This is a genomic window from Nocardia sputi (assembly GCF_023501985.1).
On the sequence record NZ_JAMFLC010000027.1, the window covers coordinates 92,865 to 110,334 of the forward strand.

At 65.1% G+C, this 17,470-nt stretch carries 18 protein-coding genes; 8 read left to right on the forward strand and 10 right to left on the reverse strand.

What is annotated here, in order from left to right; translation table 11 throughout:
• Positions 1–69 precede the first annotated feature (69 nt).
• The 6 genes from M8859_RS30580 to M8859_RS30605 all read left to right on the forward strand — a co-directional run bounded on the left by M8859_RS30580 (position 70) and on the right by M8859_RS30605 (position 6,361).
• Positions 70–879, forward strand: a complete 810-nt coding sequence (locus M8859_RS30580; protein WP_249645293.1) for a site-specific integrase — start codon at positions 70–72, stop codon at positions 877–879.
• Positions 876–2,777, forward strand: a complete 1,902-nt coding sequence (locus M8859_RS30585; RefSeq protein WP_249645294.1) for a hypothetical protein — start codon at positions 876–878, stop codon at positions 2,775–2,777. The genes M8859_RS30580 and M8859_RS30585 overlap by 4 nt, the downstream gene beginning before the upstream one ends.
• Positions 2,778–2,863: 86 nt before the next feature.
• Positions 2,864–4,864: a hypothetical protein gene (locus M8859_RS30590; protein ID WP_249645295.1), complete on the forward strand. Its 2,001-nt coding sequence runs from the start codon at positions 2,864–2,866 to the stop codon at positions 4,862–4,864.
• Positions 4,861–5,259: an MreC domain-containing protein gene (locus tag M8859_RS30595; protein ID WP_249645296.1), complete on the forward strand. Its 399-nt coding sequence runs from the start codon at positions 4,861–4,863 to the stop codon at positions 5,257–5,259. The genes M8859_RS30590 and M8859_RS30595 overlap by 4 nt, the downstream gene beginning before the upstream one ends.
• A gap of 70 nt (positions 5,260–5,329) precedes the next feature.
• Positions 5,330–5,917 carry a hypothetical protein gene (locus M8859_RS30600; RefSeq protein WP_249645297.1) on the forward strand — a complete coding sequence of 196 codons (588 nt, stop codon included), beginning with the start codon at positions 5,330–5,332 and terminating at the stop codon, positions 5,915–5,917.
• Positions 5,918–5,932: 15 nt separating this feature from the next.
• Positions 5,933–6,361, forward strand: coding sequence for a hypothetical protein (locus tag M8859_RS30605; protein WP_249645298.1), 429 nt, complete (start codon positions 5,933–5,935; stop codon positions 6,359–6,361).
• On the opposite strand, the gene M8859_RS37760 is transcribed toward M8859_RS30605, so the two are convergent.
• From M8859_RS37760 to M8859_RS30620, 5 genes are all read right to left on the reverse strand, one after another.
• Positions 6,332–6,763, reverse strand: a complete 432-nt coding sequence (locus M8859_RS37760) for an ATP dependent DNA ligase (protein ID WP_195154569.1) — start codon at positions 6,761–6,763, stop codon at positions 6,332–6,334. The two genes, M8859_RS30605 and M8859_RS37760, sit on opposite strands and share 30 nt — an antisense overlap.
• A 67-nt stretch (positions 6,764–6,830) precedes the next feature.
• Positions 6,831–8,116 (reverse strand): IS3 family transposase gene (locus tag M8859_RS30610; RefSeq protein WP_249645299.1). Its coding sequence is split into 2 segments (ribosomal slippage): positions 6,831–7,843 and positions 7,843–8,116, totalling 1,287 coding nucleotides; the frame shifts between segments, so codons are not numbered across the junction.
• A gap of 492 nt (positions 8,117–8,608) precedes the next feature.
• Positions 8,609–9,268, reverse strand: coding sequence for a hypothetical protein (locus M8859_RS30615; protein WP_195154568.1), 660 nt, complete (start codon positions 9,266–9,268; stop codon positions 8,609–8,611).
• A 116-nt stretch (positions 9,269–9,384) separates the two neighbouring features.
• On the reverse strand, positions 9,385–10,242 hold the full coding sequence (locus tag M8859_RS37765) for an RICIN domain-containing protein (protein WP_195154567.1): 858 nt from the start codon (positions 10,240–10,242) through the stop codon (positions 9,385–9,387).
• A gap of 731 nt (positions 10,243–10,973) precedes the next feature.
• Complete coding sequence (locus M8859_RS30620) at positions 10,974–11,228, reverse strand: ATP dependent DNA ligase (RefSeq protein ID WP_308221236.1); 255 nt, start codon at positions 11,226–11,228, stop codon at positions 10,974–10,976.
• On the opposite strand from M8859_RS30620, the gene M8859_RS30625 reads away from it, so the two are divergent.
• A complete protein-coding gene (locus M8859_RS30625; RefSeq protein ID WP_249645300.1) occupies positions 11,172–11,960 on the forward strand; it encodes a class I SAM-dependent methyltransferase in 789 nt (262 codons plus the stop codon). The genes M8859_RS30620 and M8859_RS30625 overlap by 57 nt on opposite strands.
• A gap of 104 nt (positions 11,961–12,064) precedes the next feature.
• Complete coding sequence (locus tag M8859_RS37770) at positions 12,065–12,268, forward strand: hypothetical protein (protein ID WP_372492953.1); 204 nt, start codon at positions 12,065–12,067, stop codon at positions 12,266–12,268.
• Positions 12,269–12,637: 369 nt separating this feature from the next.
• On the opposite strand, the gene M8859_RS30630 is transcribed toward M8859_RS37770, so the two are convergent.
• From M8859_RS30630 to M8859_RS30650, 5 genes are all read right to left on the reverse strand, one after another.
• A complete protein-coding gene (locus M8859_RS30630; protein WP_249645301.1) occupies positions 12,638–13,249 on the reverse strand; it encodes a hypothetical protein in 612 nt (203 codons plus the stop codon).
• Positions 13,250–13,716: 467 nt separating this feature from the next.
• Entirely contained in the window at positions 13,717–14,193 is a 477-nt protein-coding gene (locus M8859_RS30635) for a hypothetical protein (protein WP_195070117.1), read from the reverse strand.
• A gap of 46 nt (positions 14,194–14,239) precedes the next feature.
• Positions 14,240–15,016: an IS21-like element helper ATPase IstB gene (istB, locus tag M8859_RS30640; RefSeq protein ID WP_195070116.1), complete on the reverse strand. Its 777-nt coding sequence runs from the start codon at positions 15,014–15,016 to the stop codon at positions 14,240–14,242.
• A complete protein-coding gene (gene istA, locus M8859_RS30645; RefSeq protein WP_249645304.1) occupies positions 15,013–16,485 on the reverse strand; it encodes an IS21 family transposase in 1,473 nt (490 codons plus the stop codon). The genes istB and istA overlap by 4 nt, the downstream gene beginning before the upstream one ends.
• Positions 16,486–16,791: 306 nt before the next feature.
• On the reverse strand, positions 16,792–17,470 hold a 679-nt coding region (locus M8859_RS30650), incomplete at its 5' end, for a hypothetical protein (protein WP_249645302.1).

The window sequence follows — 17,470 nt, forward strand, 5'->3', positions numbered from 1 at the left end:
CGTAACAGCTTCCGTGGTAGGTGGGCGTCTCGCAACGCTGCTTTCTGCGATCTGATGGTCCGCACCGGCATGAGGTTGGAAGAGCAGGCGAGTCTGTTGGTCCTTGAGGTGCCGACCGGCCCCGGACCTGCTGGATACAACCGCTTCTGGCTGCCGGAAGCCATCGCCAAAGGCGGGTCCGCGCGGTGGATCTACGCGCCGGCCTCGGTGCGGCGAGATCTGACGTCCTACGTGCTCGAGGACCGCCGCGCTGTCATCGACGAGGCCCGCGCCACCGGCACGTATCAGCGGATCCGCCGACCGTTCGTCATCACCGACCCCCGCATACCTCACCAGGCCGTCTGCACCAGCGGTATTCAACGCGGCACGAAGGTCGACGTCCGAGACCTGAACCCTGTCGAGCGTCGGCGCTTGCTGGTGGACACCGAGGACGGTCTCGAGCCGGCGATGCTGTGGTTGGGCGAGAGTGGTATGCCTCTGAGCCTGTCGACCTGGAAAGACATGTTCCGCGATGCGAATATCCGCTGCTCCGACCAGGGCCTTGACCTGGCCGGGCACGCCCACCTCCTACGCCACACTTTTTCAGTGGTGACGCTCGAGCAGTTGCAGCGCGGGCACATCGCCGCGCTCGCCGAGATGAACCCCGACCAGCGGCTGCACTATCAGCGGATCTTCGGCGACCCGCTGGACTGGGTTCGCCGTCGGCTCGGACACCGATCGGTCACGACCACCCTGATTTACCTGCACGCACTACAGGAACTGGAGATGGAGACCCGGATGGCGTTGGTGCCCAGTCAGTGGGAGGACCCACGCGACACCTCAACGGACCTGCTGGGCACCGAGGAACCCCCGGCCGACCTGATCCAGGCCGACGAGTGACACGGCGAGGACGAGGCAGCACAGGACACTACCGTCCCTCGGCGCTGCCCGAGCAGGGCTACCAAGCGCCGACACCTGTTCGGGACACGGCATCGGGAGGACTCGTCGTCGACTTCCACGGCGAGGACGGCCGACGGGGCTCCTTCGACGTCGGGAAGCTGCCGCTACCCGGCTGGCACCCGCTTCTCGCCCAGGCGTTCGCGCTGCGCACAGGCCCCAGCGGGGGCCTCCGCACACTGGCTGGGGCACAGAGCAGATGGCTGACGATCGGCCGTTGGACCCAGTTCCTGGCCGGGCTCGACCCACAGCCCGTGGCGCCTGCACAGCTCGCCCGCCACCACGTCAATCTCTTCCACACCCGCATCGATTCCGCGGCGGGCACGCGCTCCACGGACATGGCCGAGCTCCAGCTGCTGTTCGGCCACGAGAAGGTCCGAGACCAGATCCCAGCCGACGCCCGGGACGCGCTGGCGCGGCGAGTGCTCAAACCGAGCACCGAGGCGGTCGGCGGCTATTCGACCGGCGAGATGAACAGGCTGACCGCCGCCGCGAGAGCGGACACAGCCACCATCGCCCGCCGCATCCGCGCCAGCGAGGCCTTGATCCGCCAGTGGCGCGAGGACCCCGACGCCGTTGAGCCCCAACAGCGCCAGCGGGCCCAGACCCTCACCGACATCGCGGCCACCGGCGCAGTTCCGCCGGGGACCGGATTCGGGCAGTGGGCACAGCGCCGAGAACTCGCTTCCCAACTGTTCTTGACCTGGGGTGACCTTGCTCCGCTTCTGATCCTGTTGTCGATCGTGACCGAACGCAACGGCGAGACGCTCAAGGAACTTCCCGTCGAGCATCGGCTGCTGGAGGGTCGCGCTGTCGAGGTCGATGTGACCAAACGCCGCCGCGGCGCCAACCGCTGGTTCGACAAGGTGACCTGGGAGATCGGCCCGAAGACGCGCGAGCTACACACCCCGGGCGGCCTCTACCTGCTGCTGCTGGAACTCACCGCCCGAAGCCGCGACATCTGTGGATCGTCGGCCGCAATCTGCCTCTGGCGCAACGGACATCGCGAGAAGGTGACAGGGACCCAGCACGAGCATTACGCGCCGTTCGCCACGGACCTGCGGGCCAGCGGGCAACTCGTGCTCACGAAGTGGGCGCAGACCCGACCCCATCCGGTGCTGGCCGATCCCATCGCCGATGCTGAACCCGGCACAGCCGACGAGCAGCAGCCCGCACCATCGGCTGCACCACTCACGATCACATTCAACAGGATCAAGACCACTGTCGATGCCCGCCGCACCCGTCAGCTCGGCGGGCACCTGCCCTCGGCGGCGAAAACCAATACCGCGCAAGTCCTCTACAGCAACTACCTCAAGCCCGACGCCGGGACCCGGGACTGGGCCGAAGGCGTCATCGCCGACGCCCTCGCCGACGCGGAAGAGGCCGCCCGAGCAGCGCACGCTCGGATCACTGCCCGCCGCGGCAGCCCCACCGTCCTTCCCGGCACCGATGGGCCGGACCAGGCGGGCCTGGAGCCGGGCGCCGCGCGTGACCTGGCAGAGGGCCGGCTCGACACGGCGTGGAGTGCTTGCGCGGACTTCGAGCATCACCCGGAGACCGGCAAGGCATGCGGTGATTCGTTCCTGCTCTGCTTTCACTGCGGCAATTGTTTGGTGACCCGCGACCACCTGCCTCGTCTGCTGTCTCTGCTCGACGCACTGAACCGTCTGCGCCGTCATCTGAGCGAGGAACAGTGGTGGAAACGCTACGGATCCACCTGGGTCGCGGTCCGCCGCGACATCCTCGGCAAGTTCAGCGAAGCCGAAGTCACCAGCGCACGACAACAACAGGTCCCCGACGCCCTGCTCGATCTCGTCGAAAACCCATGGGAGACACCATGAGTGCTCTTGCCAGCGGGCCACTGGCCGCCGCCCCGCTGCCCACGGCGTTCGTCCTGGCCGGACGCCCCCTGCGGCCCGGTGTCCGGTTGCAGGACACCTCGCGTTTCAGCGACGACGTCTGGCGGCTGAAGCCAGCGATCGTTCAGGTTCAGGAACGCACCGTGGTGATCGACTTCCTCACGCTGCCACAACGATTCAGGCCAGCGGCCCGGCGCCTGTTCTACAGCCTGCTCTGCCAGGACCTGGAGCCGCCGATCGGCGAGAAACACAGCGCGATCGCGTCGGTCCGGTCCGCGTTCGGGGAAATCAAACGCTTTCTGACCTGGCTCGACGCGAGATGGCCCGCGCACTTGCATGAGCTGTCTGCCATCTCACCGGCTGATCTGGATGCCTACAACCGTCACCTGCTCAAGATTTTCCCCCGCCGCCGGGGCGCCCGCGAAGCCGCACGAGCCGCGGTCCGTCTTCTCTGGCGCTGGCGCGGCCACCTGGGCAACGACCGGCTCCAATTCGATCCCCTGCACCTCGACGGATGGGGCGAAGACCGGCCACGCCGCGACCGGGAGAACACAACAGATCGGCTGCCCGAAGACGTTCTCGGCCCGCTGCTGGTCTGGGCACTGCGATTCATCGACTTCTCCGCGGACATTCTCGAAGCAGATCGCCTCTGGCGTTCCGAACGCACCGGCAACCGCTGCCCGGTGTCTCAGCATGGCGTCGATCACCGTCTGCGGGAGCTGCTGGACCGCCACGTCGCCGAACGGCGGCCGCTGCCGGGCTATCAAGGTCAACCGAACGCGACCCGTCTGGCCGCACGGATCGGCTGCCACCGGCGAGATATCTTGAGGCGGAGCGAGATGATCGACGCGGTGGCCGCCGTCGTCGGCATCGCCGACGCCGCGTTCGTCGAAACCGACGCCATCACAGGCACTCTCGACGGCAAGCCCTGGGTCACCGCGATCACCACCTCGCACGCCCTGCCCACGGGCCTGGCCGCGCTGGCCCGCCACCTGCAGATCGCCTGCTACATCACGACAGCTTTCCTCAGCGGGATGAGAGACGTCGAGGTCAAACACATCAAACGCGGCTGCATCGAGATCAAACGCGACGAAGACGGGCGGCCCTACCGCTGGAAAATCCACAGCCGAGCCTTCAAAGGCGAAAACGACGTCACCGGAGTCGACGCCACCTGGACCGTCTGCGAACCTGTCGCCCGCGCCGTCGGGGTCCTCGAACAACTCCAAGAGCCTGGCCAGGACTACCTGTTCGGCGCACTTCCACACGGCCCCGGGCAAGCCAAGGGAGACCGGGTGGATCGAGCCATCGGAGTCGGTGCCACCAACCTCAACCTCAACTTGTTCGTCGATTTCGTCAACAGCCTCTGCACCCAGCACGGCCGCACCGACACGATCGCCGCCGGGAGCAGCGGTCTGCGGCTGAAGACACGGATCTTCCGGCGCTCCCTTGCGTGGTTTATCGCCAGACACCCCGGCGGCGTCGTCGCCGGGGCACTCCAATATCGCCACCACAGCATCCAGATGTTCGAGGGCTACGCCGGCACCAGCGACTCCGGCTTCCGTGCCGAGGTTGAGAGCGAGCAGGCCATCGCCCGCGGCGAGGTCTACATGGAGATGATCGACTCCCACCAGCACCTGAACCTGGCCGGGCCGTCCTCGGCCGAGGCCGCCCGCCGCCTGACCGAATTCGGCGACCACGCCCAATTCGAGGGCCAGGTCGTCCGCGACGAGCATCGGCTCAAAAGGATCATGAAAAGGCACGATCCCGCGATCTATCCCGGCATCTACATCACCTGCGTGAACGACCCGGTCAAGGCGCTCTGCGAACGGGCCCGCAAGGGCAACAGCGAAGACCTCCCAGCCCACGGAGGATGCCAGCCCCTGGCCTGCCAGAACGTCGCACTGACAGCCGAGAACATCGGTGTCTGGCGCACCGAGATCGCCCGCATCGACGAGCAACTCGGCCGCATCCCCCTCCTCGCGCCGCGCCTTCACACTCTCCTGACCAGGCGGCGCCAGAAGATCGTCGACTTCCTCAAAGCCAACGAACAGGAACACTCGCCAGAATGACGCGCAACACCCCCGACGTCTCCGATGCTCTGGTCAGGAAACGATTCCAGGAATTGACCACCGCCTGCGAGGAACGCGGCAAGCATCCCAGCGTCTTGGAACTGGCCCGCATCCTCGGCTTGTCGAACACGACATTCCGTCGCCGCTACCCAGATATCGCCCAAGAGATCGCCGACCGGCGAACGACTCCGATAGCCGAGGCCGCCCGACGAACCGAAGAAGTCAGGCTCGCGGCGCGGAATTCGAAGCTCAGGAGAGAAAACCATCAACTGAAGCAGCAGCTCGAATTGGCCGTCGCGCAGATACAACGTCTAAGTCTTCACAATGCTCAACTCCTAAAGGAAATTCAGAGTGCAGCGAACGTCACCCACATCAGTCGGAGGAGCCACCACTGAATCGAGTCCCACCCATCAGTTCGGTCAACGGTCAGCACTGAAGGGTGCCCACAACCTGGCCTGGCACATCGTGCGCCGCCCGGGCGGCACCATCGCCGCAGCCACTCAGTACGGACACCTCTACACCGGCATGACTCACGGCTACGCCGGTCAAGCCGACGCCGGGTTCCTCGACGAAATCACCTTCGAGCAGTTCCTGCTGCGCACCGAGCAACTCCACGACGACCACCAACGACTGGCCCACGGCGAGCACATCTCCGGTCCAGCCGCCGCCCGTTATCGCCACCGGATCGCAGATGCCCACCACTTCCACGGCGTCACCATCACCACCGGTGCCCAAGCCAGTGCCGCATTGGCCAACCCCGACCTCCAGATTCATCACGGAGCATTACTGACATGCGTGTTCCGGCCCGAAACCGCGGCCTGCCACAGCGACATCACCGCTGATACGGGTGAACCGGTCTGGCCACGGTGCCGCCTGAGCTGCTCCAACATCGCCTACACCGACCGCGACATCACCCAGCTGCGCCGCCACGTCAACGTCCTCGCCACCGACCTCACCCACCCCGGCCTGCCGATGCCGCTGTATCGCCGCATCGCCGAGCGCCTCGCTGAGCACGAAAAGGCGATCGCCACACACGAATCCAGCCGACCCTAGACAGGACCCTGCCCCTTGTCTCGCCCCGCCAGCCGCTCTGCCCAGCTGACAGACGAGCGTCGACGCATCCGCGACGCCGCCGAGCGCCTGCTGACCGGCGCACCGCACCGCAGCAACGGCACCCTCACCATCTCCACCCTCGCCACCGAGGCCGCGCTGTCTCGGCAACGGCTCTACGAACACCACCCCGAGCTCGTCGCCGAGTTCAAAGCCAAAACCGGCTACGCGCCGGCGTTCGCGAACGCCGTTGCCCTGCAACAGCAACTCACTGACGCACATGATCGGATACGCGAACTCGAAGACCGCGAACGCGAACACCTCGACCAGATCAAAACCCTCTGCGCGGTCATCACCGAGCTCACCCACGAAACCAAAGCCAGCAAACTGGTGCTGCTGCCGCCGCGGCGGGTGGACTCATCCGGGCCAACCGACGTCCTCCGGTGAGCGGTCGGTGCGGATTCCCCGGAAACTCGGATGCCGCAAGATGCCCTCGGCGGTCATTTCACGATATTCGACGTCGGCGACGAAAACCGGATCCACCCACCGGGCCCAGCGCTCGACCGCGGCGGGTGCCCGCGCATCGAGTGGGCTGGTCTCGCGGGTAATCTGGTCCAGGGCGTTTGCGCAGTGTCCGGCGGGCCGCGTAGCTGAATCCGGTGCCGACGCAACCGGTGCATGGCAAGCTGCCGTGGCTGTCGTGGCCGGCGACGACCAACGAGCCGAACAACCGCGTGTTGGCTCCTGATCCGGGTGCTGGTAAGCCGAAATGTCAGAACATGTCGAATGCCGGGAACCCCGGTCCTTCGAGGGTATATTCGATGACCCGCACAGTCGTCGGATCGGCACGTTTGCGGTGACCTTTCGCCTCTATGAACCGCCCCGGCTTTCCTGCCGGTGTTTTACGAGCCGGTAGTCACTCGGCCCATCGGTCTGTGTCAGCGTAGTGCGCTGCCTCGTACTCGGTCGGTGAGATCATGCCCAGACTCGAATGCAAGCGCCGGTTGTTGTACCACTCGACCCATGCCGCGGTCGCGTACTCGACATCGGCGATCGTCTTCCACGGACCGTGGTGGAACACCGCCGTGCGGATGCATTCGGCCTTGTAGAGGCCGTTTATGGTCTCCATCAGGGCGTTGTCGTAGGCGTCGCCGACGCTGCCGATCGATGGGCTGATGCCCTCGATCCGCAGATGCTCGGTGAAGCGGATACTGGTGTATTGAGACCCCGCATCGGAATGGCATGTCAACCGACCTCTTTCGACCGGATTACCTTCATGGCCGCGGCGCCACAGCGCCATCCGTAACGGCACATCGACCAGCTCGACGTCCCGTTTGATCGAGGCATGCCAGCCCACGATCTTCTGGGAGAAGCAGTCCACAATGAACGCGACATACGAAAAAGACTGATACGTCCGCACATACGTGAAATCTGTCACCCACTTCCGGTCCGGCGCGACCGCGGTGAAGTCCCGGTCAAGTAGATCAGGTGCTCTGGTGTCTGCCGGGTTCGAGATCGTGGTCCTGGCTCGTTTACCACGCACGACACCGGTCAAGCCGAGCGAGCGCATGGCTCGGTCGACGGCCCCGAACCCGGCGTCGGGGAACAGGGTCCGGCGGATGAGAGCCAGCATCTTGCGCCGGCCATAGAGCCCTTCCGGGGTCAGCACACGCTGCCCGGCGGCGTTGGTGGTGAACGCCAGGGTCCGGATCGCGTCCTGGATCAGGGCGTCGGTCACGGTCCTGGCCGCCGGCCTGTTCCCGGGTCCAGCCGGGGCACACCAGGCCCGCAAGGTTCGTGCCGCGATCTCGAGCCCAGCGGTGCTGAGGGCGATCAAGATCGACTCGACGGCGTGACCAGCAGCGCGCATCTGGTCGGTGAATGCCACGATCAGCGGTTTCGGGGGTCGAGTTCCCCCGCGAAGAAAATTGTCGCCGATTTCAGGATGTCGTTGACCTCACGCAGCCGCTTGTTCTCCGCCCGCAACCGGCGCAACTCGTCGCGTTCGTCGCTGGTCACACCCGGCACCTGGCCCGCGTCGATCTCTTCCTGCATCACCCAGCGCCGCACCGATTCCCGGGACACGCCGAGGGACTCGGCGACCTGGACATGCACGGCACGCTCGGTCGAGTACTCCGAGCGGTGCTCCCGCACAAGCCTGACGGCCTGGCTCCGAAGCACTGGGTCGATCTTTTTGGGCATGGCCCATATCCTTCCTGCTACCCCATAACGGGGCGGCAGAAAAGCCGGGGCGGTTCACTACGATCTCCGACAGATACGAACCGTCGGGCAACTCCTCGACCGCCAGCAGGATGAGGTGGGATCGTATGCGTCACAACAGATCCGCTCCGCCCGAGCACGCTGCTCGCCACAGTTGCACACCGGTAGAACCACGATCGGCCAGCAACAGATCACCAGGACCCAGATGCTCGAACAGCTGACGGGCCGGCACCGGTTCGGCGGTCGTGAACGAGCCCAGCGCCCCCGCGGTGACAAACGCGTCTGCTGCCCCGCCCGGCCCCAATCGGCCGCCACACGATCCACCAACTCCGGCGGAAACGTCCGCGTCGACAGCCCGACCGCGATGCGGTCGGGCAATCGCTCATCCGTTTCCGGCTTGACCTGACCAGGTCTCGGCATCCACACACCTCGGCCGCAGACCTATCAGGTAAAATCCTTAAGTCACTGGTTGGGCTAACAGGTCGACCATTCTTCATCACTCAGTTCGCGAGTCGTTGCTTGAATAGTTGAAGCCTTACCGTCTGTTCCATCCGGGACGGCTTTGAAGATACCAGTGCGGATCCGATACTTCTGGTTAATAGGCCCGTCGGGGTAAGTTTGCATATATGGAGTCTCCAGGTACCCATAATAGATCCTCATGATTTGCGCACGTTCGATGAAAGCAATGGTCCCCTCGTTCACCGTCACCTGAGTGCTTCCGCCTTCGGTGTGTGCGGTCTCGGATGAGGCTCCGAAGGCCATATTCGCCACATTCGGGCCGACGGTCACGCCAAAGGTATACGCAGCTCTCGTCTCATCACTCCATGCGACGGTCTGCACCAGGCTGGCCGCGCTGCAATTTTTTGCCGATGAACCCACCTGCTTAAATGACACTCTTGGCGTCTCGAGCACCTCACTGACCCCTTCGACAGTGAATGTACAGTTAAGGCCATGGCTCTCGCATTCCGTCAGTATTTCCCAACTGGACGGATCCGTGGCGCTATATTCGATGATCTCCTCGGCAGAGGCTGTCGGCGTCATTATCGAAAAAATTCCGAGAGTCATGATCGAGATGAGGGCCGCTCGCCGTACGCGCCGCGGTACCGTCGCCGGGCAGGTTTTCATCTTCTCCATCCTCCATGTCTGGTATCGCGTTCCTGGACCGTCTGTAGCCCTGCTGGAAAGTCTCGCCGTAACAATGGATACAGTCGGTCAGGTAAATTCTGTGCTTGGTCTTCGGTAGAGTTGTTCTACTTGATGTGGGCCGGAAGGCGCCACGGCTGCCCGTGGCAGTTCCAAATCCGCAGCTGGGTGCCATCGGAAACATCCTCGGCGTCCAGGCATCGACCCGAATGAGGATTACGGAGCGTAGAACGCGTTGCTGTGCCGCCTTTTTCCCACCGCTGCGCTTCTGCTCCATTGCAGGGCCACAACTGCACTCGCGTGCCGTTCTTCGTGGCGCCACCGTCTACGGCAAGGCATTTTCCGAGGATTTGCAGCGTGCCGTCTGCGTTAACGGTCCACCTCTGGTTCGCTCCCCCATGGCAAGGCCACAACACAATCGGTGTGCCCGCGGCATCTGAGCCCTCGTAAACGTCCATGCACTTGCCGCCGGGCCCGATGACAGGGCCGGTCCTAGGGAGGCTCCACTTCTGGTTCGCCCCGTCGTGACATTCCCAAATCTGAAGCCGGGCACCGCTATCGGTGGAGCCGTCCACGATATCCAGGCACTTACCCGTCTGCACGTTACGCAGCCTCGATCCGTCCGACATCCACTGCTGTCTTTTTGTCGCGTTGCAGGTATACAGATGGGTCAGGGTTCCACCCCCGGTTCCGGTGCCGACAAGGCCGAGGCATTTGCCAAGAGCGGTCAGGGAGCCGTCAGGCTGAACCACCCATTGCTGGTTCACTGCGCCGGTACAGTCTGCCAACACGATCGGCGTACGATCTGCTGAGCCGTCCCCGCTCACGGCCATGCATTTACCAGCCGCCCCCACGACAGGGCCGGTAGCCCAAGAGTTATCAGCCCGCGCTGACGGGTCGGACAGCGCCAGAATAACCATAGGAGCCGCACACACCGCCGCTGCCAGCTTTTTCAGTCGGTTCATTCTTCCACCTCTCCATTGCGCTAACCTCTGCAATCGCGGCTGCGAATAACGGCGGTCGTGAACGAGCCCAGCGCCGCCGCGGTGATCGCATGCGTGCCACACTCGGCTGAACCAGAACTCTTGAATGTTCTGGTCGGCTCAGCCGAGGATGATCGAGTCTCGCCTGGGTGGTTCCGCTGGGCGGTGCGCCTCCAGCCACATGTGAACTGCTTGGGCGACCCCGCTGAACCAGCGGCACGCGGCGCTGTCGGGCGATCACCCGGAATTTGTCCATAATCCGGGTGGGAGGAAGGTCGTGAACGGCTCGGCCCCCGCGGTGTCGATGATTTTAGCTCGCGCCTTCCGGCGTTGGCTTGTTCCACGGCGGTCTGGATCTCGAGGCCGAACTGGCCTGCTCTGGCCTTCAGCTGTTCGTGGAGCTGTTCGGGCAGCTCGGTGACGATCTTCTCTCGGTCGGAGCTGCTGGCTGGAAGACCCATGATGGACACCTTTGCCGAGTAGTGCGGGCGACTGCGTGGTATCGGACCCGCGGCCATCATCCCTTTGTCGGGCATGAACGGCCTCTGTGGATATTACCGGCCGCACGCCGCTTGTTCGTGGGAATCATTGTGCAGCGTTGTGTTTCGCGGACGGAGGTCATATCGGCCAATGTCGCGGCGAGCAGAGCGAGCATCGAGCGGACAGACTGTTCGGTGGCGCAGTCATCTCGGTCACCGGGTGCAGGTTGGTGGTCAGTCGGTCCGTGGCGGGACGTGCCGGGGATCGATGTCGCGTAACCCGTGCCAGACCGGGTGGCGCAGGAAGCCCTCGCGGGTCCGTTCGGCGACCGCCACAGTACCGACCAGCCGGGGCTGCACCCAGACCACACCCTGCGCGGCGGCGCCGTTGACGACCGGCGGCGTGTCGCGCTGCAGCGCAATGAGTCTCACGTGAAGATCGGCCAGCGCGGCACGGGTGTACCCGGTGCCGACGTTGCCCACCCACACGAGGTCGACGCGGTGATTTCGTGCCTGACGTTGTGCAGTGTCGGTGATCAGGCCACCGCGACCAGGCCCGCTCGGCGCCGGGCTGTGTCCACACACAGCGCGCGGCCGAACGGCATTCTCGGAAGGCTACTCGGCCGCCTCTGGATATACGAGACCGCCGCGATCAACGACCAGGCGATCGCATTACTGGCGGCCTCGCCCGGTGACTCCGTGCTGGACATCGGGTGCGGCCCGGGTCGAGCGGTGGCCGAAATCGCCAGGCGGGGCGCCCGAGTCACGGGGATCGCCCCCGCCTCGGGGATGATCGCGGAGGCATGTCGCCGCAATGCCGCGGCGATCCTCGCAGGCCAAGTCGACGTGCTGCACGGGCACGCCGGGGCACTGCCCGTGCCGGAGAAGTCGTACCAGGCCGCCCTGACCGTGCACACGATCTATTTCTGGGACGACCTGGACGCCGGACTACGCGAGATCCGCCGCGTTCCGACGCCCGGCGGCCGACTGGTCGTCGCATTCCGACCAGCTGAACATGGCCTCCCACGCCGCCTCGACCCGCAGGTATACCGCGGACCGACCACCAACCAACTTACCGATGCACTACGCCAGTCAGGGTTCACCCGAACCACTGTCGAGCAGGGCGAGCACACAACGATCGTCGTCTCCCACGTCCCAGACGACCAACAGCCCGAACCGTTCGCGCACGCGACGAACACCGTGCCGAAACCGGCAACATGACCACCGACCCAAGCAGCCCGGAAACTGCACGATGATCTACACTCGCACAACGAGTTTCGACACCACTGTCGGGCAGTGAATGGACCGACATCCCGGTCGACACCATACTCGACACCGCCGCCTCCCACAGCCTCGAAGGTGTGGTCAGCAAACGTATCGACTCCATTTACCTCCCCGGAACGCGCTCCCGCCTGTGGTTGAAGACGGCAATCCGCCAGACGACGGACGTGATCATCGCAGGCTGGGTTCCCAGCAGCAGTGGCGGAGAGCGTGGAGCGCTCGGCTCCCTGATCCTGGGTTGGGCATAGTCGGTCAATGATCAGAGAATTGCCGGATGCCTCAGTCGCGGTGGTTGGTTCGGTTTGCCAAGAATCCCGGGGAGGGTTGGCTTAGGCGGGAGGGCATCGCTGAGGGCACTCCCTTCCTGCTGTCTCCGCTGTTCGACTACGACGTCCGACGACGCGCAGCCGACGCCGGTGAGGAGTACCGCGGCCGCTGCTGCCGCGGTGGGGAGGATGCGGCGTATCGCTCAGTGAGGCCGTATCCGAGTCCGAACGTGACGGCCAGCCATCTGAGGAACGCGTGGAGGCCGACGCCGAGATCGAGGCCGAAGGGGTCCATCGATCTCATCTCCTTCCGAGATCGGATCTTCTGCGGTTCCCCGACCTGTACATGATTTATCGCTGCTCACAGCCTTGCCGCATCATCGATGGCACTGATGAGAGTTGGTCGGCGCGGTCGGTGACGCGGGCGCGGCCGAGGGGGAACGGGAGGGTGATGGGGTCGCCGGGGCGGTGGGCCTCGATGAGTGTGAGATGGGGTGTGAGGCCGGTCAGGCCGGTGAGGCGGGCTTGGCTGTAGTGGGTGCCGACGAGCAGCACTTCGACTTCGCAGTCGTGCACGGTGTCGGTCGGTAGCGAGCGGTCGAGGGTGGCCGCGATCGTCGTGACCGGTTCCAGACCGCGGTCGAGATAGCTCTCACCGGCGTCGGACGGCCCGTAGATCCAGGTAAGGACTTCCGGGCCGGAGCATTCCCCGAGAAAACTCCAGCCGCGTACTCGCATCATGACATCCAGCCCGGCGAACACCCGCAGGTCCGCCGCGGGTACCGGGTGACCGCAGGGTGTGCCCAGCGCCTGCATCACCGAGGACGGCGGGTATCGGCGATGCCAGATGTGTGTGCGCATCGCCGCGACCCACGCCACCTCGCCGCGCGGTACGCTCCAGGCCGCGTCACCGCCGGATCGGCTGGCGCGGCGACGGGCTGGTTTCTTCTTCGCACCGGACACGGGCGCTCATGCTCGCAGCCCGCCTCCCCGCACCTCAGCAGACACGCCCACCGGTGTCGCTGAATTTCCGGCTCCGACCGTATGCCAGCTCAGCGCCCTGCATTCGGTCGAAGACCAGCTCGCGGCGTAGGCCAGCGGGGTATTCGGGGACGCGGTGGCGGCGGGAGCGGCAAGGCGCGCTGCGGTCACGCAGGCACAGCGCCTACAGACCGGCGGCGAGCTCGTCGAGGTCCTCGTGGAACCGCCCAGTCCATCCTCGCGAACCCGCCTCGCCGGTGTGGAAGGCGCGGCCGGTGGCGCTGCCGCCGGCAGGGGGAATCGTGTGCTTGGTTCGTGTCAACGGTCAGTGGGAGACCCGGGTGGGTGGCCTGGTCGGGTCCGGATGGGCGGACAGTGTTTGCCCGGCCTGGCGGCCACGAGTTCTCCGGGCGGGCGGCCTGGTGGGCAAGGGACCATGTGTGAAAGTGTCAACTGCTATTTGATGTGGGGTGAGGCGTTATCCGGCGTAAAAATTCCAGCAGTTCTGCCTCATGGTTGTGGTGCGCCCACTGGGACAGTTCGCTGAGTGTGGTCTGCAACTGGTTGTCGAGTTGGGTTAGTTTGCAGACGCAGCTTGCCTCCACGTCGCCGCCCTCGTCGGGATCGCGGCTGGTGTCGTTCACCGCGAACACTTCGACGTGCCGCGCCTGCGGCGCAGCCGGTATGGGGACGAGCTTGACGAAGTAGCTTCCTTCCCAGAAATAGAAGTCGGTTTCCTCGCCACTACTGCGGGCGTTCTCGATCGCGTTGCGCAGCGATCCCAGAAACGACAGCACGTCGTCACTCCAGTTGCGCTCGGGGAAGTCATGGCCGTCAATGGTGAGCCAGACCCTGCCCGAAACGTAGAGCTGAGATTCGCGGGAATCGACAGACAGCTCGTGCACGGGGACGTTCAGTTCGAACATGGCCCCTATTGTCGGCTCACCGGTTTCAGCTTCTCCTCACCGAGAATCAAGGCGAGAGCGGCACCACCCCCTTGCCTGCCAGCGCTTCGGCCAGCCGGTGGGAATCGCCTTTGGTGAGCACCAGGTGCGCGTGGTGCAGCAGGCGGTCGACAGTCGCGGTGGCCAAAGTCTTGGGCATGATCGAATCGAAACCGCTGGGGTGGATGTTGCTGGTCACCACGATCGAGCGGCGTTCGTATGCGGCGTCGATCACCCGGTAGAACGCTTCAGCGGCGTCCGTGGCGACGGGCAGCATGCCGATGTCGTCCACTACGATCAGATCGCAGGCGCAGATGCGCGCCACCGCGCGGGCGATCGACCCGTCGACTTTCGCCTTCCCGATCGTGGCCGTCAGGGATTCGAGGGTGAACCACGACACCCGCAGATCCTTCTCGATCGCCGCATGCGCCAATGCTTCGACGAAGTGACTCTTGCCCGTTCCGCTCGGACCGGCGACAGCCAGATTCTCCTGCCGCCCGACCCATTCCAGGGTGGCAAGCGCATTCTGGGTGGCTTCGGGGATGGACGACTCTTCCGGCAGCCAGGACGAAAAGGTCTTGCCGGTGGGGAAGTTGGCGTGTTTGCGGCGTTGCCGACGGGTGGCGGCATTTCGGCCCGCGACTTCCTCGTTGAGCAGCACCCGCACCACCTCGGCTGGGTCCCAGCGCTGCGCCCGCGCGGTCGCGAGGACATCGGGTGCGGCCTTGCGCAGATAGGGCAGCCGCATCCGGCGGCAGATCTTGTCCAGCTCTTCGGGCAACGCCGGCGGTCTCGGAGAACTCATGCGCCAAACCTCCCCCAGCCGGCGGTGCCGGGCTGCACCGAGTGCGTCTCGTCCGCGCGGACGACATCGGTGAGTCCGGAGAACTTGGCGAGGTGGTCGAGGATCGACACCAGGTCACCGTCGTCGAACCGGCCCGCGGCAGCGGCGACCCCCAGCGCCTCGTCGACCGCCTCCGAACCGGTCAGTGCCGCCAACTCCAGGGCGCGGTTCATCTTCGCCCGGATCCGTGACACCCCGGACGCGGACGCCTCGGTCAGCCAGCGGCGAGCGCCCTCACCGAGTTCGAGGAACGCGACCTCCTCGACTGTCCGCGGACGCAGTTTCCGCACCCGCGGCAGATCCCCGCCCACATGATGCGGATAGTGCTCGTCGAGAATCCGCGGATTCCCCGGCGTCGACAGCCGATGACGGGCGATCTCGGCCAGCCCCTGCGAGGTTCGGGCGGTGATGACAAGTTCCTCCCCGGCGACCCGGCACCACACCTTCTGTCTCTGATGCCCATCGGGGGTCGAGTAGCGCACCGACCCCCACCGGATCGTCTGATCGTCACCGACCAGGCGTTCCTCACCGAGCGCGACCGCATGCGGTTCGGCCGGCAACACGTGCAGCAGCCCTCGCTCGATCGCTAGCCGGGCCACCGGCGCAACAGCGGTCTCGCGATGCGGGCGGGCATTGACCCGCTCACACCACGCCCAGCACGCATCCGCCAGCTCAGTGAACGAGGAATACTCCGGCAGCAGATTCGCCGTCGTCGGCACCAGATCGGCTTTCGCGATCTTCACCGTGTGCTCCGCGCCGCCCTTTGATTCCGGGTCGAACGGCTCACACGTCTCCACCTTGCAGCCGTAATGACGCCCCGCCGCGACGATTTCGGGATGCCGAACCGGCAGCCCCGCGATCCGGTCCACCGTCACCGTCCTCGGGTTGTCGGTGAGCAGATACGTGGGGGCGCCGCCGATCCGGCGCAACGTCGCATCGATGCCCAGCACCAGCGACCCCAGTGTCTGGTCCCACGACGGAATCACCACCCGGAACCGTGACCACGCCAGCCAGGCGCAGAACAACTGCGTCCGGCGTTTGTTCACGCGCGGGCCTTCGCCCCAGTCGAACTGCAACCACACCCCAGGCTCGGGGATCCATGGACGATACTTGCGGCGGTGGCCGGCCTTCCATGCCTGCTTGGCTTCCGCGACGGCGCGGCGAGTGCTGCGCTCGGCGCCTGAGAACCCCATCGCCGTCAGCCTCTGATGCACCACATCCGCACGGATCTTGCCGTGAGACTTGTCCACCAACTCCTCGACCTTGTCCAGAAACGGGTCGATAGCCCTCGACCTCCGCAACCGATCCAGCGGGTCCCGGCCCGCGTCCCGCAACGCGACATACCGCGCCACGGTCTTCTCATCCACTCCCGCCAGCTGCGCCGCCGAATGCGCGCAGCGTGTCAGATCGAACGCTTCCAGGATTTCCATGATCTCCCTGTCGGACTTCGTCAACGGGATCCCTTCCAACGTCGAGGCTGGCCAATGCGCATCACACACGAGCCAACCCGCCCGAAAGGATCCCGTTTCGCATTTACTCAGGCGTGTCCCGGAGACCCGACGTCCGCCCACCCGGAGAAATCATGGCCACCGGCCCGGAGGCACACAGCCACCGAACCGGAGTATCACCTGGCCGCTAGCAGTTCGGCGGCAGCGCGCGTATCCGAGACAGGGCACCGGCCACCGGAGGTGGCCAAAGAATGCTCCCACTATCAGCCTCCGCTGAGGTCGTCGAGCTCACGCGTTCGCGTAGCCTCCGGCAGTCCACACGAACCAACGGAATTGCTGCGGCGCGAAACCCTGCCGAGCGGGAACCCCCGGCGTCGGAGAGTACGGCCAGAACGCAAGACCGCACCGATGGCAATAGAAGGCAGCCCGCCATAGTGTGTATGCGGCGTGACGCCCTCGGGCGATCTTGCTGTTACGGCGTGCTCGCTGGATTGCAACCGTCACGACAAGCAGTCCTGGGGTGGCGATCGCGCCGGAGACGAAGAGAATCCCCAGTATCGCGGCCAAATCTTGCGACTCGGGTTCGATGGTGCGGTAGGCGGCGAAAGCCGGAGCCAAAGCGAACAACGCTGGAAGCAACAGCAGGAAACCAACCGAGAGCAGGCGCCCGACAGGTCGCTGAACAGGCTCCCAGGCGAGGCTTCGGGCGAGTGCTGTGGTGTGGGTGCTTTCGGTGATGGAGGTGCCGAACACTGGAACCAGGCCAGTCGAAGCTATCCCTACCCCGGAATAGACGCTCGTCCCCAAAGCGGTCGACACGCCTGTCGGCGGAACGTGAAAACTGGATCTGGCACGGTTTGCGTGATTGACCCGACCCGGATTGCCAACGCGCGCTTGATAATCGATCATGTGGCCGGTGTTCTGATCTTGGACCGATGGCGGTCCTGTTCCCGCATCTGGATGGGCT